Annotated in this window: 29 protein-coding genes; 3 read left to right on the top strand and 26 right to left on the bottom strand. The window is 46.1% G+C overall.

Annotation, left to right across the window (positions count from 1 at the left end; all coding sequences use genetic code 11):
* Window positions 1-5 precede the first annotated feature (5 nt).
* From OGY13_RS06380 to OGY13_RS06315, 14 genes are all read right to left on the bottom strand, one after another.
* Window positions 6-686 carry a hypothetical protein gene (locus tag OGY13_RS06380; protein ID WP_007372161.1) on the bottom strand — a complete coding sequence of 227 codons (681 nt, stop codon included), beginning with the start codon at window positions 684-686 and terminating at the stop codon, window positions 6-8.
* Between the two features lie 277 nt (window positions 687-963).
* Window positions 964-1,317 (bottom strand): hypothetical protein, encoded by a 354-nt coding sequence (locus tag OGY13_RS06375; RefSeq protein ID WP_154050669.1) that lies wholly within the window; start codon window positions 1,315-1,317, stop codon window positions 964-966.
* 55 nt (window positions 1,318-1,372) lie between these two features.
* Window positions 1,373-1,930 (bottom strand): single-stranded DNA-binding protein, encoded by a 558-nt coding sequence (gene ssb, locus OGY13_RS06370; RefSeq protein WP_008786804.1) that lies wholly within the window; start codon window positions 1,928-1,930, stop codon window positions 1,373-1,375.
* Window positions 1,931-2,252: 322 nt separating this feature from the next.
* Window positions 2,253-2,783, bottom strand: a complete 531-nt coding sequence (locus OGY13_RS06365; RefSeq protein WP_007372158.1) for a hypothetical protein — start codon at window positions 2,781-2,783, stop codon at window positions 2,253-2,255.
* An 82-nt stretch (window positions 2,784-2,865) separates the two neighbouring features.
* Window positions 2,866-3,318, bottom strand: coding sequence for a hypothetical protein (locus tag OGY13_RS06360; RefSeq protein ID WP_007372157.1), 453 nt, complete (start codon window positions 3,316-3,318; stop codon window positions 2,866-2,868).
* 12 nt (window positions 3,319-3,330) lie between these two features.
* The gene (locus OGY13_RS06355; protein WP_286637566.1) at window positions 3,331-3,636 is read right to left on the bottom strand and encodes a hypothetical protein; all 306 of its coding nucleotides are present in this window, start codon (window positions 3,634-3,636) and stop codon (window positions 3,331-3,333) included.
* A 5-nt stretch (window positions 3,637-3,641) separates the two neighbouring features.
* Window positions 3,642-4,169, bottom strand: a complete 528-nt coding sequence (locus tag OGY13_RS06350) for a hypothetical protein (protein WP_007372155.1) — start codon at window positions 4,167-4,169, stop codon at window positions 3,642-3,644.
* 79 nt (window positions 4,170-4,248) lie between these two features.
* Entirely contained in the window at window positions 4,249-5,133 is an 885-nt protein-coding gene (locus OGY13_RS06345; protein WP_007372154.1) for a hypothetical protein, read from the bottom strand.
* Between the two features lie 199 nt (window positions 5,134-5,332).
* The gene (locus OGY13_RS06340) at window positions 5,333-5,734 is read right to left on the bottom strand and encodes a hypothetical protein (protein WP_020996135.1); all 402 of its coding nucleotides are present in this window, start codon (window positions 5,732-5,734) and stop codon (window positions 5,333-5,335) included.
* A 90-nt stretch (window positions 5,735-5,824) separates the two neighbouring features.
* Window positions 5,825-6,286 carry a hypothetical protein gene (locus OGY13_RS06335; RefSeq protein WP_009653863.1) on the bottom strand — a complete coding sequence of 154 codons (462 nt, stop codon included), beginning with the start codon at window positions 6,284-6,286 and terminating at the stop codon, window positions 5,825-5,827.
* Between the two features lie 383 nt (window positions 6,287-6,669).
* Entirely contained in the window at window positions 6,670-7,005 is a 336-nt protein-coding gene (locus OGY13_RS06330; RefSeq protein WP_008786801.1) for a PerC family transcriptional regulator, read from the bottom strand.
* Window positions 7,006-7,013: 8 nt separating this feature from the next.
* Complete coding sequence (locus OGY13_RS06325) at window positions 7,014-7,331, bottom strand: hypothetical protein (protein WP_020996134.1); 318 nt, start codon at window positions 7,329-7,331, stop codon at window positions 7,014-7,016.
* Between the two features lie 109 nt (window positions 7,332-7,440).
* Entirely contained in the window at window positions 7,441-8,511 is a 1,071-nt protein-coding gene (locus tag OGY13_RS06320; protein ID WP_007372151.1) for a phosphoadenosine phosphosulfate reductase domain-containing protein, read from the bottom strand.
* A complete protein-coding gene (locus OGY13_RS06315; protein ID WP_020996132.1) occupies window positions 8,504-8,827 on the bottom strand; it encodes a hypothetical protein in 324 nt (107 codons plus the stop codon). The genes OGY13_RS06320 and OGY13_RS06315 overlap by 8 nt, the downstream gene beginning before the upstream one ends.
* 122 nt (window positions 8,828-8,949) lie before the next feature.
* Between OGY13_RS06315 and OGY13_RS06310 the strand changes: the two genes are divergently transcribed.
* Window positions 8,950-9,939 carry a hypothetical protein gene (locus OGY13_RS06310; RefSeq protein WP_007372150.1) on the top strand — a complete coding sequence of 330 codons (990 nt, stop codon included), beginning with the start codon at window positions 8,950-8,952 and terminating at the stop codon, window positions 9,937-9,939.
* 26 nt (window positions 9,940-9,965) lie between these two features.
* Here the strand turns inward: OGY13_RS06310 and OGY13_RS06305 are convergent, their stop codons facing one another.
* The 5 genes from OGY13_RS06305 to OGY13_RS06285 form a co-directional block, all read right to left on the bottom strand.
* On the bottom strand, window positions 9,966-10,370 hold the full coding sequence (locus OGY13_RS06305; protein ID WP_008786799.1) for a hypothetical protein: 405 nt from the start codon (window positions 10,368-10,370) through the stop codon (window positions 9,966-9,968).
* Between the two features lie 326 nt (window positions 10,371-10,696).
* Complete coding sequence (locus OGY13_RS06300; protein ID WP_007372149.1) at window positions 10,697-11,248, bottom strand: LexA family transcriptional regulator; 552 nt, start codon at window positions 11,246-11,248, stop codon at window positions 10,697-10,699.
* A 29-nt stretch (window positions 11,249-11,277) separates the two neighbouring features.
* The gene (locus OGY13_RS06295; protein WP_007372148.1) at window positions 11,278-11,514 is read right to left on the bottom strand and encodes a hypothetical protein; all 237 of its coding nucleotides are present in this window, start codon (window positions 11,512-11,514) and stop codon (window positions 11,278-11,280) included.
* 77 nt (window positions 11,515-11,591) lie between these two features.
* A complete protein-coding gene (locus tag OGY13_RS06290; protein ID WP_007372147.1) occupies window positions 11,592-11,882 on the bottom strand; it encodes a hypothetical protein in 291 nt (96 codons plus the stop codon).
* Between the two features lie 185 nt (window positions 11,883-12,067).
* The gene (locus OGY13_RS06285; RefSeq protein WP_008786797.1) at window positions 12,068-12,469 is read right to left on the bottom strand and encodes a hypothetical protein; all 402 of its coding nucleotides are present in this window, start codon (window positions 12,467-12,469) and stop codon (window positions 12,068-12,070) included.
* 269 nt (window positions 12,470-12,738) lie between these two features.
* On the opposite strand from OGY13_RS06285, the gene OGY13_RS06280 reads away from it, so the two are divergent.
* Window positions 12,739-13,509, top strand: a complete 771-nt coding sequence (locus OGY13_RS06280) for a hypothetical protein (RefSeq protein WP_020996131.1) — start codon at window positions 12,739-12,741, stop codon at window positions 13,507-13,509.
* An 85-nt stretch (window positions 13,510-13,594) separates the two neighbouring features.
* Here the strand turns inward: OGY13_RS06280 and OGY13_RS06275 are convergent, their stop codons facing one another.
* From OGY13_RS06275 to umuD, 6 genes are all read right to left on the bottom strand, one after another.
* A complete protein-coding gene (locus OGY13_RS06275; RefSeq protein WP_000217395.1) occupies window positions 13,595-14,086 on the bottom strand; it encodes a GNAT family N-acetyltransferase in 492 nt (163 codons plus the stop codon).
* Between the two features lie 170 nt (window positions 14,087-14,256).
* Entirely contained in the window at window positions 14,257-14,514 is a 258-nt protein-coding gene (locus tag OGY13_RS06270; RefSeq protein ID WP_001333498.1) for a helix-turn-helix domain-containing protein, read from the bottom strand.
* 288 nt (window positions 14,515-14,802) lie between these two features.
* A complete protein-coding gene (locus OGY13_RS06265) occupies window positions 14,803-15,183 on the bottom strand; it encodes a type I-E CRISPR-associated protein Cas6/Cse3/CasE (RefSeq protein WP_127649377.1) in 381 nt (126 codons plus the stop codon).
* A gap of 312 nt (window positions 15,184-15,495) precedes the next feature.
* Window positions 15,496-16,386 (bottom strand): DNA replication terminus site-binding protein, encoded by an 891-nt coding sequence (locus OGY13_RS06260; RefSeq protein WP_007372144.1) that lies wholly within the window; start codon window positions 16,384-16,386, stop codon window positions 15,496-15,498.
* A 149-nt stretch (window positions 16,387-16,535) separates the two neighbouring features.
* On the bottom strand, window positions 16,536-17,801 hold the full coding sequence (gene umuC / locus OGY13_RS06255) for a translesion error-prone DNA polymerase V subunit UmuC (RefSeq protein ID WP_009652912.1): 1,266 nt from the start codon (window positions 17,799-17,801) through the stop codon (window positions 16,536-16,538).
* Window positions 17,801-18,217 (bottom strand): translesion error-prone DNA polymerase V autoproteolytic subunit, encoded by a 417-nt coding sequence (umuD, locus tag OGY13_RS06250; RefSeq protein WP_008786793.1) that lies wholly within the window; start codon window positions 18,215-18,217, stop codon window positions 17,801-17,803. Before umuD ends, umuC begins: the two co-directional genes overlap by 1 nt.
* A gap of 253 nt (window positions 18,218-18,470) precedes the next feature.
* Between umuD and OGY13_RS06245 the strand changes: the two genes are divergently transcribed.
* Entirely contained in the window at window positions 18,471-18,974 is a 504-nt protein-coding gene (locus OGY13_RS06245) for a hypothetical protein (protein ID WP_007372141.1), read from the top strand.
* A gap of 356 nt (window positions 18,975-19,330) precedes the next feature.
* Here the strand turns inward: OGY13_RS06245 and OGY13_RS06240 are convergent, their stop codons facing one another.
* Window positions 19,331-20,353 carry an IS110 family RNA-guided transposase gene (locus OGY13_RS06240; RefSeq protein ID WP_001572362.1) on the bottom strand — a complete coding sequence of 341 codons (1,023 nt, stop codon included), beginning with the start codon at window positions 20,351-20,353 and terminating at the stop codon, window positions 19,331-19,333.
* Window positions 20,354-20,443: the final 90 nt, after the last annotated feature.

Raw genomic sequence — 20,443 nt, 5'->3', positions numbered from 1 at the left:
AACGATTAGCTGCGCTGCATAAAGTCGATGGATTGGCGTTTGTTTTCTTCGATTATCTTCATTGCCTCTTCAAGCCATCCAGCATCTTCACCCCGGCTGGTTAGCTCTTTGTGCTTTAGTTTGAGTGCAAATACTGCGTCATCAGCACCGGCAGTAAACAATTCTTGTCTGACTTGTTGTGTGCTGGTTGTACCATTTATAACACCAACCATATAATTCACGATATCAATAACTTGGGGGAGTAAATCTGGATCCTCATGATTAATCTCCTCGATACTGACAAACGGCAGTAACCGGTCAATCAGCATATGGGCTAGGTTGGTGATATTCAGCAGGAATAGGTTATCGTTCTCGGTGTCGCTTTTGCTTTTTACTTCTGATGCGGTAAACGACTGAACCCGGCGATTGTATTCGCACTGCCACTCCTTACAGGCACTGATCATCCAGTTCTGTATCTCTTCATCAGAAGCGTTGGATGATGGAATGTCCATCGCAGCAGGGAGAACTTGATCCCACGGGTAAACATGAGAATCAATCATCACGCCTTCCGCGTTACGCATTAACTCAGATAAAGCCACTATGATGCGGCGCATCAGATGGTTTTCAGTGAGGAGAGTAAACTCTTGTTTCGATGCACCAACGAGCTCGACGTTGAGTCCTGTCAGCGAGTCGTTAGTGTTTGGCATAGTAACAGGCCTCCTGCCCTAAAAGATGATTATGAACCAGTCCGTGGTCGCAGGGTTTAGTAGTGCCAGTCAGCGTATCCGATTTTACGCTTTCGTCTTGATCACCAGTGTTCACTGAGGGTAGTAAAGTTTTGACGACGTTTTTCATAAAGACCTTATACTGTCATGACAGTCGTATGTAATTTTAGATAAGTTCTATAAGACATCTCAAAAAATAATGGTAATCCGCGAGCAGATTACCATTCAGGCATTCATCAATCATAATATGCTACGGTTATTATTTTATAATACCGCACTGCTTTGCTATCTCGATAACATCGCCATTTTTTATGATGATACCCAGAGTTTGCGCATCCTCAATGTGTCTAGTGGCGCATCCACCGACAGCTTTAACCTGCTCGATGAGACGGTCTGAGGCAGCAGCAGTATACGCCAGTGTACTGTCTGGAGTGTTGAGACTGAACAGATAAAAGCCTGAGACAATTCCCAAAATTACCAGTAGTCCACTTCTGAGTATCGCCGAAAAAAGGGCCGCAACGCAAATTGCACCACCGGCATAAATAGCAGCCTGGCCATATGACATAGACCCATTTTCCAGTATCGTCTGGAGTGCGTTATTGAATTCATTCACGGCAATAATTCCCCATTAGTTATGATACAAATTAAAACAGATATGCTGCTAATCATTAAAAGGCTATCTCAGTTCCATAAGCACCAGTGCTTCCTGGAACTTCATCCTGATTTCCCAAATAATAATTTTCCATTGTTGGGGGCGAGTTGCGTGGTGTTGCTGGCCTCGCGTTCGTGTTTTGTGGCCTGCGGCTATAACTGGTATTCTGCCGGTGATCCTGCCCACGGTTCTGCTGGAGGTGACGACTCACCAGTTTATTACCGCCTACATTGACTTTGCGAAGAACATGCCCCTTCACGGGGTTGACAAGTACGTCCATAAAGAAGCGTTCTTTACCATCCTCCTTGATTAGGCGGGTACGCAATTGGGCCTCCAGGTACACTCCTGTCCCGACATGAAGATGATTGCGGGCCACATCAGCAAATTGACCAAGCAAAATGATCTGATAGTGTTCTTCCGTAATTTTCTCCAGACCAGATTTATCCTCCATTGAGGACTCAGATGTTGTTACATAAATCTTTGCGTAGATGCCGTGGGTAGGGTGTTGTCGGATTTCAGGCTCACGGCCTACAGTACCTTCGATAATTACTTTGCTATAGCCACGATTAGTCATACACCCTCCCCAGCTCTGTATCGGATGACATTATTATCAGCCTGTCCGGTCTGGTGACGAATGGTAATTCGTTAAATAATTGCACTGCACATCCATAAAAATAGTCAGGATATTAAGTTTGTGGTGAGAAGGACGGCACATCAGACAAAAAAAATCCCGGCCAGGCCGGGAAAGGTGATCTTTATGCCAGCGTACTCGCCAGCGTTCTCTTTGTTATGTCCCCATACTAAACATGTATGGCCCAGAGTGAAACAATTTTTGAAACCTGCAATGAAAATACATTGTGTTTCCATTTTGTTTACCTGAAAAGAGACGAAATGTATTATTGCTTGAGATGCCTTTTTGCCATACGTTTTAGGGTTTGGAGTATTGTTTGGTAAGCAGCGAGTTCATTTTTGTACTCAGCAATCTCCGTCTCATTCTTAACATAGTCGTTTTCAAGCTTAGCTATAGTATCAGTGTATTCTTGCATACTCTGTTCAACTTTTTTTGTTGCTGTACGAAACGCAGCGCTTTTAGTCGTTCTGATACCAACGGGGAATGTTTTCCCGATTTCCACGTCATGTTTATAGAAACTGCTGATGCTTGTATTCCAGACGCTTGGCTTTTTGTCGCTAGGCCGAATTTTGATAAATGTGATTCCAGGGATTTTATCCACAAGAAAAACAGTTTTTTCACTGCCTTCTGCCGCATTCTTTTTCATTCGAATTGTTTTTACGCCAACTTCTATTAATTCGACGCTGGTTTTTATTTTCGACGGGTTGTCTACGTCCATATCAATAAATACCCGCCAGCATGACTGGCCCTCTTTTATCGATGAAGGACACGCTTGTGGAAAATGGTCTTTGTACATGGTAAACCCCAACAACCTGAAATATGTAGGATAAAGATTAAGGGCATTTATGCTGCTTACGAAATTCGGGGCGACTCACTAATCACAGGGTGCGCTGGATTGACTCTGCGGCCTGTTGCCTTAGTGCGTTGCTGATACCAATTGCTTCAGCGAGATAAGCAAGATTATCCACCAGCACACATCGTGTCCCGGAACTGAGATCTCCAGTTACTCCCCAGCGGAGCATTTCACCAGGAGCCGGTTCATAATTATCCAGTTCACACTCAGGAAGGTCTACTGGCTCTCCCAGATAATCAATTAAGACCGGCCTGATATCGCTATATTCGGCATCAATACCAAGTGGCAGATCTTTCCTGACATATTGCCTCAGAACAAATAAATCCCTTTCGCTACATTGAGGGAAAATTCCAACCGGCAAGTTTGTGATAAGAATAGCTGCACCTTTTGAATCGCCAATTTCCTGAACGAGTTTTGCGGCGCACCAGACCGCCCCCTTCAGGAACTCCAGATTTTCATGCGATTGCTGTAATGACATATGACCTCTTTCTTATTGTCTGGCCCGCTTAAATCCATCGTTGCCATATGATTTAAAATACTCAGTAAACCCCTTATCGCTTTCACGAGTGTCGGCTGCGGCTTTTGAATTTGCCTCTTGCATGTCTCTTTCGCCTTTTTCCTGGCTGAGTTTCATGAAAGTCTTAATGTTATCGTCATTAGGGTCAGCCAGTACTTTCTGATAAGCCTTCTCGTAGCGCTCATCCAGGCTTAACCCTATTCCGAGACTCTGGCATCCGCTAATGCCGGTTATGAAAGCAATGATCAGAAACTTTCGTAGGTACGCACATTTCATCATTACTCCTACCGGGATGACCCGAGCATTTTGTTCCAGGCCGTAATCAGTGACTGAATCCCAGAAGTGGGCACAGGAGCAACCCATTTACAGCAGCTGAACCACAGGCGGTTAAACCGGTGAGGCATTTTCGTGATGTAGTTTTCCTTATACTCAAAGTTGTATTTATCACCAACGATGCGCGGAACTTCTTTGCAGAACGGACAGCGTTGAGCACCCGCGCTCATTTCAGGAACGATGATGAACTCGGTTTCCCCCAGCGTATCTGGATCCCACGGTTCGCGTTCACGCCAGCATGTGCCTTCTGGGAGCACGATATTCTCGTCGCATACGATGTATTCAAAGGTGGGAAATAACAGTTGATGAACACCGTGTTTACGCCAGCGCACTAACGCCAGAAACTCAATATGTTCTGAGCTATCGGCTTCCCGGGGAACAATAAAACGGTATACACCTGCTTTAGTCGGTAACCCTTCGCCCCGGATGCCAACTGGAGTCCAGCTTGGTTCTGTTGAGATACGGCGTAGTGCAGTCATAGTTACTCCCATTAAATTTTCTTCGTTCAATTTCCAGAATGAATCGATCTTTAAATCACTCTAACGGTAACTATTCCGATTACGAAATTCCGTTACCTTTAGGAATGATCGTGTTAACAGCCAGCATTGCATTTTTGAAGAAGTGTGCATTGCTACTTCTTAACTTAACAGAAGCATTAGAACTGACCGGGCTCAATGCCAGTAATGCGGTGCTGCGTCCCAGCCAGCGATAATATGAGAATAAACCCCACGAATTCAGGAATTCTCGTTTCATAATTGACATCAATTCAGATCTATCAGTCTGGTTAACTTTTGGGAACGTAATGAAAACTGCGCTATCCGGGTTCCGGGACAACCAACTGAAAACCTCTTCATTGGTGTAATAATACTTACCTTGCGTAAACACTCGCCCATTAAATCCTAATCGCACGACTGAGGACGGTATAATGTTATGGCAATAATCGAGCATGGGATATCCCATTTTCATCTGAGCGATATCAATGCGATTATCGCTCGGAATGCTTGCAGGTGCATTTGCATTTTTGAAACCGCGAGTACTGATCGAGTAATGACCGTCATCTGCATTCTGATAAACCCAGAATGGCTTGCAATACTCTTCTGAGTCTATAGCGGCTGTAAGATACGCTTCATCATAACTTTCAAATAACTTTTTTACTTTAGTCTGGTGGTCTGCAATATTTCTGGATTGAAGGTCTGGCCTGATTTTTAAAGGAATAGAATACACCGGTTCAAATGCCTTGACCGTATGGCCAGAACTCGTATGGTTTAGCAAATACCCAACCCACTCACGTTGAATTCCTTTTCCTATATACTCGCCGCTGTTCGCCCCTGCGTTGGTATCAAAACGCACGATAGATGTTCCACGCGCAGAAAGCATATTTTCAAATTCAGCACGGATAATGTTGGTATTTTTGCTAGTTAACGAATTCTGGAGATCATGCATATGTAGCCACCATTCATGTTTCAGCTTCGACTCTCACTATAATCACATGTTGAAATTTATTGTTACAGTGAGAATGAGGACGTTTTGCACCCAAAAATAAATAGCTTTTTCAACCGCAATTTGTGGGCATAAATGGTTTTTCTTAGCGTAAAAAAATAGCCGACTATGTCGGCTATTGTGACGATTCAACAGCTGGTGGTCAGAAAATGCACATCGAGGCGTATGCCGTCTTCTGGGAAACTTCAGTAGGGTTACGACCAATGAAAATACTACGGTTATTTTCTTTCTCGCTACGCATGAAGCGGTAGAGGTGGATGGCTACTCCATGAGCTTTCTGCACATCACGTCGGTGCAGCACAAGGTGCATTCTTTTTGGTGGTATGTGTGGGAAACGTTTCGCCAGAATTTGTCCAAGCACGTTAAGTGATTCACTGTTCTCGCGTAGCTGGTAAAGGTCTTCCACGATGAAAAAGATGTTATTCCCCCTGTCGAGTTCGTCAGGTACGGGGCACACTTTTAATCGGCACTCGATGACTTCACAACTCCAGTCACGATGAGGCAGAGACATGATGATGTTTTCTTTCTGCAAGACATTCGACATAAATCCCACCTCACGGTAAAAGCTGTATCAGTTTAACTCCCAAAACCCTTCGGCTGTGGGTTCTGCATTACGCACCGGCTCTCAGATTCCTTAAGGCTTTGATCCAGTATTATTCTTGAGAAATTTGAGTTCAGAACTACCCGGCTTCCCTTTTTGGGCCGTCTTGATAAATTCCCGCTCTTTGAAATACCACCGTTCAACAATTTGTGAAGATAGCGTATTGGATTCCAAGGCATAAGCCTGCAACTCCCTCCATGCAGCTATGTTATGCGGTTTGTATTTTGCCAGCTTAATATCCAGTTCTTCTTGCCAAGATCTGGCGCGTTTTGTAAAAACCTTTCGACCCAGCATTGGGAAAACCAAGAGCCCTGCTATATTGCCGACGAACTGTACAGACCAGTCAGAGGTTATGTAAAACCATATCCCGGCATTAACCGAAACCAGAACCAATAACCATGTTCCATACGCTCGCTGAAATGGAGGGAAGCAGTTATCTCGCCACATTCGAATACTTTTTCCAATGCTGTTCAGCAGGTTTTCGTTTGTTTTCATCAGTTATCTCTGTTCCTCTTCAGCATAGGCCGTTTGTATCAATTCAAACCTGTTCACCCTGACTACTTGAAGAACTATCTGATCGGTAATGCACCTAACCGGCGTAGTGCATCAGTAACCTCGTCTATGCCGAATAAAGACATTGGCGGGACTTTATCTCCAGAGATTGAGCAGGCTGTACACAATGCATTGTATGAGCTTACTCGTTCACGATGTAGAGACTGAAGGCTTACGATCAACAGATCTCGCTCTGGGCCCGTGGTAGCTCCTATAAGGTCAAATAAACTTTGTTTAACCACTTACGTAATCCTCCGTCAAAATCAGTCAAGAGTGCGCTCATTCTCCTCAGTTTCATTTTTTAATGAACGGAAAAGGTCGACAAATCAGGCGGTATTAAAGACACCATCGTCTTTTAGTCCCATCCGTGTGTATACATCATTAATATGCTTGTGAATATATTGAAGATCACTTGCCTGCTCATGCTGTCTGATACGGTCTTCATGGCGAGAATTGGATAACCGAATGCAACGTTCCCGTTGTTCAACAATGTACTCAGTACACTGGGTATGTTCAAACATGACCTCTCCCCATTGCCTGGCAGCGCGGAGATACAACCCTCTTTCTTCCAGGTCCCGGGCAAGTATCACCGATTTGGTCGCTGGTATCTGGTACATTTCTTCAGCGAGCAGGAACGCTGCTGCACATTTTCTTTGTCCCATATCTACCTCTACCCTTTGTATAGAGTCGACATCTGGGCAGAAGTGAATGAGATTAACTCTTCAACCTGCCATTCGCTGATACTCTCCTGGTGGATAACCGAGTCCAGAAGTGAGCAGAAGACCCGACCTTCACAGAAGGCATCGAATAAGGTTTGCCAGGCACCGGCGAATCGCCCGGCCAGTTTACTTCGCTGACGTTTACTGCGGCAGCGATGCAATTCTTGCTGAAACAAGGATTCGTTTTCCGCACTGCTTTTTTCATGCAGAGCATCCCATAACTGGTTGAACCGTGTTTCAGTACAATTTCTGGCCGTTACCATCGTCATAATATTTCCTTCAGAGGCGGTTAAGCCTGTATCAATGTTGCTATTTGATATCTATTTTCCACGTAATATTCAGGTGACGAAATCTCAGCTATAAATCGCTGATGGCTAATTAGTCTGACCCGCATTTCTCCCGGTTGTACGCCCCACCAGGTAGCACCCATTCTTTTGACATGTTAATGACGGGCAATGTATAGACCGGATTTACCGCTTGCAGCAGCGCTTCCTCATCCGTGATATTAATAGGAGAAATATTCTGGCTTAGATCCAGAACATTTATTCGTTTACGACTGATAGTGACCCCAAAGCGGTTTTCATAGTTGGCCATTGCGTGAATACGCTCGGGGAAATAATGTTTGATGGTTGCCCATATGCGAGCACTGTTGTATATACACGTTAAGCATGAACTGCGACCCCATCCAAGACGATACGGTACTGGGGCTGTAACACGATGTTTTGCTAAAATCTCCCAGACTTGTTCTTCAGACCATTCAAGTACTGGCCTCCAGGCATCAACTTGTCTTTTTTTGCAACTGCTGGTATGTGGCTCCAGTTGTAAGTAATTGAATCTATTAGAGCTTTCCGCTCTCCTTTCCCCCGTAATAAAAAGCACCTTTTTTCCGTCAAAGCGTCTCTGATTTGTGAGTGCTCGCCGACCAACATCAATTTTTAGTGCTGATGAGCACCAACGTGTTTTAAGGCTTGGTGATTGCTGAGGGAACCGAAGTCGCGTGGCGGGAGTGCTTCGCTGGATATCACGTTCCGCGATTATTAATCCATCTGGGGTTTCGATACATTGCGGGCGACTGTAGCCATTCTCTTTCAGCATCTCACCTTCCATTCCTCCCTGAAGCCAGGAGAACATCAACGGTATCTGAAATGTTGAAGCTATTTTGCGGTTGTAGTCGGCCATAAATGGCCAGTCCATTAAAGTACTTCCCTCGCGGCCATCAACATCGTGATGCCAGAGTTCCACCCTGGACAGATCGACCCCGATGTCAATTAAGTGGAGAAGGCAGGCTATGGAGTCTTTTCCGCCGCTAAGGCAAATGATTATCACGTCATAGCAAGATATGTCGATATCTGGAGCGTTCCTGTACGTTTGTCCTGATAGTGGCGTGGTGATGCCTGCTATGCTACTCAGTGCAGGAATAATAAAGTTATCGTCGATTAAATCACTCACTTGCCGCGCTCCTGCTCTGAAGTGAATTTGTCAGAATCGCAGCAAGTCTAGTCTCGCCTAATGATGAGGCCAGATCTGATAGCGCTAGTTTACCTGCTGCTTCCATACCAAGTGCCTTTACTCGACTGGTATCAAGAACTGCAATTCTTTGGCCTGTTGCCTTACAGACAAGCGCATATCGACATACGCTTAATGTGCGATGGATGATGAATGAGAACATTTGATTGTCGATTTGTGCGCTGAATTTGCAGATCACATTTACTTTATGCGTCAACCCATTCTGGATTATGATTGTTGCAACATCGTCTTTAGGCATATCTACCTCCGGCTTTTTACTAAGCCTAATACGACGCTAACAGCTGACGAAATTTGCTTACAGATATAACTTTCACTGCAAATATCGTGTTATGAGTGACTGATTACTGCTTTGGAGACAGAATGGATTTTTCTAAAACTACTGTAGTGAAACCCGGTTTAATTGGTGATAACAACGCGTATTGGGCGATGCACTTTTGCTCAATTATTGAAACCCTTTATGATAATAACCGGATGAAGGTACGTTTTAATTCCCCTCTCATGGGGAAACATACACCAACAATGAGAAACCTAGTTTCATTAGCTGGTGAAGGATATTTTTCTTTAATTAAAGATCAGTTCAGAAACTTCGGTCTACAAAATTTGCTCTGCCACTATCTGATGAGTTATGAAGGTAGAGAAGTCTTAAATACTATACTTATTAATTTGTCTGATTATCGCAATGTCGATATCCTCGCTAATATGAGCCAGTTTGGTGTATTCATTAGCTGCCGTGACTTTAGAAGTGGCACTAATTTTGCGGTAGAGCATAATCCTTATCTACTTGGCCATGAGAATGTCTTTTATAATTCAGTTTATAATAGCTTAAAGTTTGCAGATCTATGCATTCTTTTCCGTATGAGAACGAATCCTAACCAAGAATCAGCTACTTTGTTTGGCATTCTTGGAGAGGTCGAAGGAAACAATGGTCAGGACTTGAAGAGACCGGCCTTCTGGGGAAGGAAAGGTTTGTATTTGTCTTTTGGTATTGGAGTCAATCCTAAACCCAAGGGGGAAAAACGTTCTAATCAATTTCAGCTTAATGACTGTACTTGCCAGTGGGTAAACGCTGCTGATGGTTATAAATTTGTCGCTATTTTTGAGTCAGAACACCATCTTGTTACAGATTATCTCGATGCAATAGGTACTATTGAACACCTTAATAAATTTGGCCCCAACCATCCTTTTCTAACACATTATCCAGCTCGGCACATTCTAAACATTGTGAGAGATGGCTGGGATAAATCAGTTGATATATTGATTACTGAACTGCGACGTTATCTTGCGCCTAACGAATTAGCTTCGCTAGGAACAAATCCAGTAATACCCTTTATACCCTCATTCAAACATTAAAATAAATGGGGCTACGGCCCCATTTTTTACTCACGATATAAGATGTAATAACATTTTCTGACCTGCATACTGTTGTTCAGGTAACCACAAAGTGCTTCACGACCATCCTGACTACGACCTATCCATAGGCCAGCCAAGCGTTTATCTGGTTGCTCAGACAGTATGAAAATTTTGCTGTTAATAAGACCAATGAATGGGCGTTCTACTCCCTGGGGGACTACAAAATTCCCCAGCGGTTTGTAACTTTCCAGGTTCAATACGATCGCAGCTGTCTGGTCACTGGAATTGTCAGCATCGTCCTGTTGCTCGCTGGCAGCAGGTTGTTGGTAGTTTTGAGAAGGCTGCTGAGCATAGAAATCGTTCGGATCGATCGATTCTGCGCTGGTTATGAAGGGCAATAGTGCTAAAAGGCCAAAAACAGCTTTTTTCATATGTCCACCATAGGGTTATGCGTTTAAATATGATTAGGCTATCAGTACCAATGCTGTCAGGCTAAAAACAATGGGGACAAATTGAGGGCTTTTATGTTGTGTTTATTGCTATTTTTGTCCTGCAATAGCATCTATTTCACACAATACACAGTGACATTTAGCTGGTGGCTCAAGTCGTTCGAATTGCGTCAGATTATGCAGACGTAATCGAGGTATACGTCTGACAGCATGATGGCCACACGAAAGTTCAAGAAACCAGATTCGTCCGTTACGGCTCCCGTCCTGAACCTTTACGTTTACAACTTCTCTCCATATGCGAATCATGGCTAACCTTCTGCCGGGCTCGGTGGTTCATCGTTGTCCTGGGTAATTTTAACGTAATCACCCTGATTGATAACGATTACTTCATTAAGATGAGGGCTGTAACGTACCCTCTCTACTTCGTCGAGATAGTCCACATGTCTACGCGCCTTGTTATTCGAGAAGCCGAGCGCTTTCCCTATTGCGTGAACTGATGGCCCACGGCCACCATTTCTGTTCATGTATTTTTTGACATACGTGATGATTGCTTTCCTGTCACTGGTCATGTCCGGGAGTTCGGCAATGTCATCATGACCTTGTCCTTTCGCTACGCGCAGCGTCATAGACTTTCTTTCACCATCGATAATGATTCGTCCCTGGTCATGCAACTGCCGGATACGCCGGGAAACGAGCCCTTTTGAATACCCCAGAGAAGAACAGATCTGCTCGTAAGACGGTGCTGCACCCTGCTCTTTGATTTCTGTCACAATGAAATCAAAGAGCCTGTCCAGGTGGGCATTTGCTTTTGGGGCGTTCTGTGCTTTTCCAGAAACACTACCGGCGTTGTCTTCAGTCATATCCCTTCCGTCCAGTTGGTGGTTGTTAATTAATGCGGGCTATCGACGTTCTTCGTCGAACTGAGACTAAAAGGCACGACGTCCGCTTTTACATCAGTTAAGGAGTGATTACCGCAGAGTTGCCCTTTAACTTTAGTCAGGCCCACCAGCGCATCCTCAAGCAGTTCTGATTCCTGAGATGTCACATTACTACCCAGTTCCATACCGATTTTTTCGCCCGCGTCCTTGAGGATACTGATAGCACGATCGATAGATTCACTGTACATAATCGCCACCTTGTTCGTTTTGTTAACATAGCCAATTAGTGCGTGTTCAGCTATAGCTGAGTTGTTTTATCACCTGTTTATGCGGCCCTTTTTCTTGCCAGGCAGCGAGCTAAAACCCGTTCCCTGGCTTCATGCTGCTCATCGATACAAAGCTGAATTCCCAACCCCAGGATGTAACGCTCCTGAAGTTCTGCCGGATGGAGGAAATTGAGCGCGGTGAAACCAGCTGGCACGGAACCATATTTGGCCAGGCTGTCTTCGTAACGTCGCTGGGCTATTTCACAAATTAAGTTATATTGAGCAATAGCTGCCTCACGTCCAACTTGATTGAATATTTCAACCGCCAGGACTTCCGAACATGTCTGCATTTTTGCATCCGTTTTGTTTACCTGACATCAGTATCACCCCGATGTGCTGGCTAACGAAATTTACGGATAGATGAATGTAATGAGGGGAATAGAACGTAATGGAATGTTTATACTGAACCCAAATTATGGGGAGCTTGATAATCAAATGTGGAAGTCTGTTGAGAAGCAGACTTCCAGACTTGGTATTAACTGGTTTTCTGACTATTAAGCCAGCTGATTAGCTCATCTTGCGTGTCAAAAGACGCGACAAAGGTCTGCTCCTGATCAGGACGTTGTGCATCCCTTATCGCTCTGAATGGAGCTTCACCGCTATAGTAGAATATTGGCTCCGCACGGCGTTTGACCCATGCTGATTGCTCGCGCTCTGCGAGCTCGCAGGCTTCTTCGTAATTGTCCGCTACTCCCAGCACTGTCGAACGATCCCAAGCTCCTCCATTCAGGCATCGAACAGTGATTTTCCCGTCCGGGCAAGTAATGCCATATGGATGATCCCACCAGGCATCAAGCTGAGACTTTGAGCGCTTTTCATTAGGTGTATCGTCGAAGTTTTTAGGTAATACCGGATTAAGGGGTATGCAGTTTGGCACTTGGATTCTCCCTGTAGCCTGAATCTACAAATAGGCAGTAAGCAATGTTCGTCAGGTTAACATGTACCTCCTGTTAGGTAATTAAGTACTTCGTTCCATTTTCGATATTCGCGTTATCTGACTCATTTTCTCCGACTTCAGGAGATCTCCATGCTGCTACGTAAGCCATGTGAATCAGGCTTGTTTTTCGCCCCGCTTTGACCCCATTTCCATGATGTTCTCAAACCTCGCGCTGTTACAGTAGGACAACTGCTACTGACGAGGTGAATATGACCAGATACCTTGGATACTGCGCCCTTGCGCTCCTTACCGTCCTGCCGACCGCTTCGGTATATTCTGCTGTACAGAATGATACAATGGGCCTATACGCTCCCGATCCCAGCTACACACCTGACATCCAAAATTCAGCACCTGTAACGCCTTCTCCGGGGGATGACAGTCTGTACAGTGATGACGTACCCGATTCATCTACCGCTCCAGAAAGCACCATTACCCCCCTGAATAGCTTTGATGTTATGTCTTTTTCTATAGGGCCGGTAAGCCTGCGGATGACAGCTTCTGAAGCGATCACTGCTATCACTGACAAACTTGGCCAGTCTGCTGGTGAAGAAATTCAAAAGCGCTACAGTAACAACTCATTGAATAGTATTTTCTGGGGAGATGCTCACCAGGAGACGGTGGTCTATTTTATCCCCGATACGGCAGTTGACCCCATTGAGCCGGTGGCTTACAAAATCCGCTTTTCATTCAGCAACCCTGATCTCTTACTGAAGTCGGCGATCGAGAAATATGGAGAGCCTTCAGTCTCTGATGCCCAGAGAGGTCGTTATATCTGGTGCAAGGCACTGGCGGAGAAAACGAATAAGTGTGATGACAGTAAATCTGAGCTTACGCTGACAACGCGAGAAGTTGAAGACACTGGCATCCTGACTCTCAGCGACCCAACGGTCTCATTTGATGCCTCGCGGACTGCAACGGCCACCCCGGATAAAGACCAGGCTGCGACTGAAGATAACCAGGGGCCATTGCCACAGCTCTGAAGTCGTCCGTCGCTGTCCAGCATCCTTTTGCAGGATTACTAAACCGACTGAATTCGTCAGCCGGTTTTTTTATCTGAATTTTACATTAGCGTCTGAAAGTACGCTTTCCAAACGGGCTTATCTCTTTGACGTGAAAACCCGCATTAGTCAGCATCCTGGCCATGACAACTGATGCAGGAAGACAGGATGCCTCCACTTTATGGCCGGGAGTAGCATCCAGAATACTTTGCAACATGGAGCGCCCAAATCCTTTTTGTCTTTGACTCCTGGTAACACCAAACATCCTGATTTCCAGATGTGAAGCAAGTCCATTTGCACCATTTTTGCCCGTCAGTAGGGCAAAACCTATCGCTGCGCCATTATGTTGAGCATCAAAGACAAACAAGAAATCGGCGCAATTCTCTCCCCGTTCCCGCCTGGCAATGGCTTCTGAGATCTGACTTTCGAACTGAGACAGTCCGTCATCATCATCAAAGTTAAAATACCCATCCCGCATACCGTCGCGAATCACCGCTATGATAAAGGGAACATCCTGTTTGGTTCCAAAGCGCATTTCAGGGGCAGATAACACCGTCATCAGTTTGTCTCTCGTAACCGTTATTATTCCATCAATTTGATTACATGGAGGTAAAGAGGTCAATAGAAATGAACGGGGTATTTCGCTGATGACCATTTGATCGGTGTTAGTGGTTTCAGTAGCAGAGCCAGGAGGTATATAAGGCCAGCAAAAATGCCAGCCTTTTTCATTTAAACCGGTTTTCTTATGATTCTCTTGATCGGCATTCCTGCCTTATCAAAATATCGGGTTGGCCATATTTCTTGAGGTTCTTCACCAATTGCATTAGCGATGATGATCTCGCCTCTAGGCCAGTCACGTGTCAGTGCATTTGCCAGAGTGCTGCTTGAAAGACCGTTAGCCCTACTCAGTGAGGCAAGTGACAAACCTTTCTTATGTAGCGCAGCTATGATGTCTGCCTTATGCCAGTCCTGTTTTTCCATCTCCATTTCCTTTGGTGGTGAATCGGAACATGGTTTGCAGTACCAGCTAATGACGACTGGCGAGCCGTAAGGCTCCCACGCCCCGACCCACCATTGACAAAAAACAGGCGAGCGAGTGCGAACCGTTCAAGTACATGAACGGCGTGTCATTAGTCGGGGCTGCAAATCCCCACTCTTACGATTTAGTAAGGGCTACAACAGTTTACAGCATTTAAAGGGTGTATCAGAAGTGTTAATGCCGTAAGTTTGCGAGTCGGTTTGAAATTCAGATAATAACTATGCTTAATGGCCTGTTCAGGAAAGCACTTCGATGCTGTTCATATAGCCAAAGCCGAATATCCGCTTTCTGCCGATCCCGAAAGCGTATGCCTGTTCAAGTGCGCCGACATCTTCAATCACGCATTCAGCATCGTACTGGCTCATCGGTACAATGATCTTGTGGGATGTACGGCCAACGCTCCCGGGCTTAATAATATGGAACTTGGTGCTTCGAACGATACGTAACCGTCCACAGATCACTCCGGCCCGTTCCAGGTGATAGTGGATATAATCCGGGAGTTCATGGGCAGGTGGACAAATCTCTCTTTTCCGGCCTCCAGCTTCCTCGCGTCGAATAGTGGCCAGCGAGCCGCAGATTCGAATTTTCTGGCCAGACACAAACATGATTTCCTTCATGACTTCGCCAGGGAGCCCGAGTGCAACAGCCGTTCTCAGAACAACCTGGGTGTCGGAGGCACTTTGTTTGCGAGAGTAGAAGGTGTATGGGAGTCGCGACCCAGAACGTTCCTGGACTACCTTATCCAGTTGCTGGTGGATCCCATACACGTCACCTGGGGCGATTCTGAACCTGAGCGCACATTCAAAGTATTTCACGCCACATTCCTTGCTGAACATAATGAATTTTCAATATTAGTTTCAGGGTATGGCATGGACGGCGAGTGACGAAATTATGAGGGGGGAATACGGCCAGTCCTTTGGCCGGTGTGGTCAGAGAATCATTTCGATACTTTCGCCGTGGAATATACCGATCACATCTGTCTTGAGGCGGTTACTCCTCGGCTTTACTTCATTGGCCACGAACTCTGGCAATGGCCGAATTTTCACGTGCTCATCCTGAATGATAATGAACGGCATAGATGAAGCGGCAGAAAGACGCAGTATCTGGTCGGGGTGTTCAGGATCAGCCATCGCGATGTTTGCAGCTGGATGCACTTTAACCGGACGGCGTAAGCGAAGCTTTTCTTCCGGTACACGCGCAATAGCCTTAATCAACGAGTTGAGTCTGACTGATTTATCTTCATCTTCCTCGATGTCCTTGCCCATCTTCTGGAGCAACTCGATTTTGTTAACCCTGCTAAAAAGCGTCTTTTGCCTCCAGCCGAAACTGACCAGATTGACGTTAGCATTATCAAACATACGCAGCTGCCGATAGAGATGCAGGGTCATGACACCAGGGCAGGCGCTATGCAGCGCGTTGAAGCGCATGTATTCCGGTCGGCGATCACCACCGTAGTTTTCGATGATGTGGCGTTGAATGCTCTCTTTATGCTGGTTGATGGATGTCACCAAACGGGTAACCAGCTGAGAGAATTCCGCATCTGTATTGTCGTACCATAATACGCCGGTAGTGCGCCGAGCGGACTTCTGCGAATAGCCATCCCTGATATGCAGGTCAGCGTATGCCGCGCAGGCAGCATGGACAGCATCGTGTCCCTGTTTCAGCTCAGGCATGATGTGTTCGATGGCCATATCTTCTTCGCCATCAGCAACGGCTGGCAGGACGCAGACACTCGCCTTGAGCGGAAGCCGGGAACCCAGCACTCCACGAAGTTGTGTGATCTCGCTCTCCAGCGTCTGGAAAGTTGTTGAGATATTCATTTCTATCCCCGAAAAAGGGCTCTAAACTCCCTCCGCTGCACGGAGGACTGTATGTACATACATACTCATAACAAGCGAAACCGAGTATATCAAGTTCGTTTTGTTTACAGACGAATTTTATCGATGACGAATGAAGTTTTCACTGCTGATTAGCCAATCCTGACGCGAGGGATTTCATTAATGTTAGTGAGATAGGATGGTGACAATAACTCCCGCCGCATCGTCCAGTCTTTGTCGATGCCCTGGCCCGCAAACCATAATTTCCCCCGACCTGACCGGTTAATTCTATCCATCACGCCCATCAACGCTTCACCATTGGCAAAGAGTCGGTTCTCACCAAACAAATCGAGCTGGCTGGTGGCGCTATCATAAAAGTCAGATAGCATCACTCCGGCTTTATGGTATCGGTATCCCTCCTGCCAGATATGCCGGAGCCCTGCGACCGCAGCCGCAATGATTTCCCGGGTATCGGCGGTGGGGTTTTCCAGCTTGACTGTCTGCTGGCCACTGTAAGGGGCCGTTTTCGAATAGTAACTTGTGCCAATAAAAACCGTTATGCAGCGACAGTATTGCTTCTCTTCGCGCAGCTTCTCGCCTGCACGTTCGGCATACTCACACACCGCCTGGTGCATTGCTTCGTAGTGCTCTATTTTCTGGCCGAATGAACGCGAGCTGATGATCTGCTGCTTAACCTTCCTCACCTCTTCCAGGGCTATGCAGGACTCGCCATTCAATTCGCGCTGCGTTCGCTCCAGTACGACTCCAAATGTGTTACGGATAAGCGATGTTGGCGCATTGGCCAGATCGAGAGCAGTCCTGATGCCCATGCTGTTCAGTCTGGTGGCATATCTCCGGCCCACCCCCCAGACATCGCTTACGTCAATATATGGCAATAATTTACGTTGTCTTTCTGGACTGCTGAGATCAACCACTCCGCCTGTTTTAGTCCATGTTTTTGCAGCTTTATTTGCTAGTTTTGCCAAAGTTTTAGTTGTCGATATGCCCACCCCCACGGGTATATGGGTGCTCTTTAATACGGTTTTCTTTATTTCTCTTCCATAGTCATCAAAATTATAATTTTTCTGCATTCCTTCAAACGAAAGGAAAACTTCATCAATACTGTAGACCTCAGTATTACTGGAGAATTTAAATAATGTCTCACACACCCTACGGGAGATCTCCGCGTACAAGGCATAGTTAGAACTGAAAACATGTACACCGTTAGCTTCAAAGAATGCTTTCTTCTGGAAGTACACGTCACCATTCTGGATACCTAATTTTTTAGCTTCCGCTGAACGTGCCACGACCATGCCATCATTGTTCGAAAGGCATACAATTGGCTTGTTCACCAGATCGGGCCGAAAGACTCTCTCGCAGGAGGCGTAAAATGAGTTGCAATCCACCAGGCAGAACATCACAAGGCCTTGTACACGATGAAGGTCACCACGCCAAAAATGGCCAGTTCTTCGCCTTCTTTCAGATAGATCGGTGACATCCGGCTATTCATTGGCAGTAGCGCGGGAGCCGGGCTTAGCTGCAACCGCTTAATGGTGAAATCACCATCAACGGTCGCAATCACAATATCCCCCTCTTTCGCCTCAAGTGAGCTATCCACGATGACCAGATCGCCTTCGTGAATACGTGCCTCTACCATCGATGAACCTGTTACTCGTAAGAAGTAGGTTGCAGATGGATGTTTGATGAGGTGAGTATTTAGATCAATAAATTCATCAACATAATCGGAAGCGACTGAAGGGAAACCTGCGCTGACAGGCTCAACGAACAACGGGAATTGGCCTGGTGATTGTTGTGTCACTGGGATAAGTTTCATAATGCTCTGCTCTTCGTGGTGCTGTATATCCATACAGTATTATAGACAGGAGCCAGGAATTTTCGCACCTCCTTTTCCGAAAGTTATTTTCCGCTATCACTCTTCAGGTTTTTCTTATCACTTGTCCAGAAGTGGGTAACTGCACATAACAAATTGCAACCATATGATTCCTCAGTTCATTTTCAGAATTTACTCGTGCTTACTTCGTATACAATTCGGAATTTATCCGTACATTTTATAAGGAGTAATAACGATGAAGCAGTTTACAAATGAAGCAACTCAACAAATGCTGGCCGACTTTGACAAATCCCCTTTCTCTGACGCTGATCTGGCCGCAATGGATGTGGATGCTCGACAAATTATTGAGCAGAACGCTGAAAGGGATCGCCAACACCCGGTAACAGCAATCTGGCGTGTTGCGGTCGAGGGAAGCCTGACTGCGCGAGGTGGTGTCGTAACCGCTGTTGATAGCGCCAGGGTTATGGATCTAGGCAACGGTCAAATGGTCAAAATCGCAGTGGAGGGTGATGCAGTCACTTATACCGATGGTTCATCTGCACGGATTGTTTCAAGCGCTGGCCAGAAAGCTACACACTTCGAGAAAGGGCTCGCGCTGGTGGGCAGCGTACTGGATAACGGGGATGAAATTGTCTCGACCCCGCAGGACAGATTAGTGCTGTTATCGCGCAAAGGTATGGCTGAAGCCCCCGACTTTCTGGCAATACCCGGAGGCGTGACTCATGGGGTATCGAACTAACAATTATGGCCGGGGCCAGGCGCTCCACGGAGATAAAACCACCACAGGCGCGACCGTCCTTACTTGGGGTCAGTTTGGATATCGAAAATTATTGTACTATAAGGGCTTCCCCGGCGTGTCAACGCCGGTGTTTATGGTTTCTGTCTGCTCTTCAGTAAAAATAAAGGGGAGAGACTGCGGTACTATAAACGGCCATGATGAATCGTCATCGATTCGGACCCTGATGAAAGACGCGCGTGAGGTTCTTGTTCGTTAAGCGGATACGTATATCCTGTACAATAGCCAGATAGGCCTCACGGGGTCTAACCCTTTATCATCAACGAATTGCAGGTCAGATGGTTATTTTGTTTCGTGCTTTAGCTGGCTGAGTACAGCCTGAAATCATCACCATAATGCAATGATGCCCAGCACAGCCTTGCGTTTTTGGCGGCGATGGCTACAACGGCACGCCAGTATCCTCTGCGATCGACCAGTGAACAGACCCAACGACTGAATAAATCAGTCCTTTTCTCGGCACCAATCAGAACCGAACGAGCCCCCTGAACCAGTAGCGTTCGCAGATACGAATCGCCAGCTTTAGTTATCCTGCCAAGCTTTGATTTCCCACCACTGCTGTACTGCGATGGCGTTAGTCCCAGCCAGGCTGCCAGTTGTCGCCCATTTTTAAAATCGTGTGCATTACCGATACTGGCGACCAGCGCACAGGCCGTTGTGGGACCAATCCCTTTCAGTTCCATCAATCGCTGGCTGCGGTGATCTGTTTTTGCCATGCGGGACAAAATCCGGTCATATTCAGTAATATTATCTTCAATACGATCAATGTGTTCCAGCAGGTCATTAACACATTGTTGAACCTGAAGTGGCAAAGAACTCTTCTGCTCAGAAACCATGTGACGCAGGGCATCTGTACTTTGTGGGGCGATGACACCGAATTCCGATATCAAACCTCTCAATCGGTTATATGTTGCTGTTTTCTCTTCGATAAAACCCTGTCTGATACGGTGTAGGCATTGCATCGCCTGCTGGCTCTCATCCTTCACTGGTACAAACCGCATATGCGGGCGACGAACTGCTTCACAGATAGCCTGAGCATCAGCTGCATCATTTTTGCCTGATTTACCGGCCATGCGGTAAGGAGATACAAATTTAGCAGCCATCAGCCGTGGTTCATGACCATATTGCCGAAACAACCTTGCCCAGTAGTGAGCCCCGGAGCATGCCTCCATCCCGATAACACAGGGAGGTAAACTGGCAATCAGCTCAGGAAGGGCAGCACGCGATACTTTGGGTTTAACCAGAACAGTTTTACCGTGTTGGTCAACGCAGTGAACAGCGAACACATTTTTAGCAAGATCGATACCGACAGTCGTGATGGTCATAACGAATCCCTCCGGGGCTATGTTTACCCCATGATTGCACAAGAGTTAATCAGGCGCATATCCAGGGGAAGTCCCTTCCATTCGTTAAGG

It is taken from the genome of Citrobacter sp. Cpo045, assembly GCF_030332875.1.
Lineage (GTDB): Bacteria > Pseudomonadota > Gammaproteobacteria > Enterobacterales > Enterobacteriaceae > Citrobacter > Citrobacter portucalensis.
The sequence above is the reverse complement of the archived record's forward strand: the minus strand, read 5'-3'. Positions and strand labels throughout refer to the sequence as shown.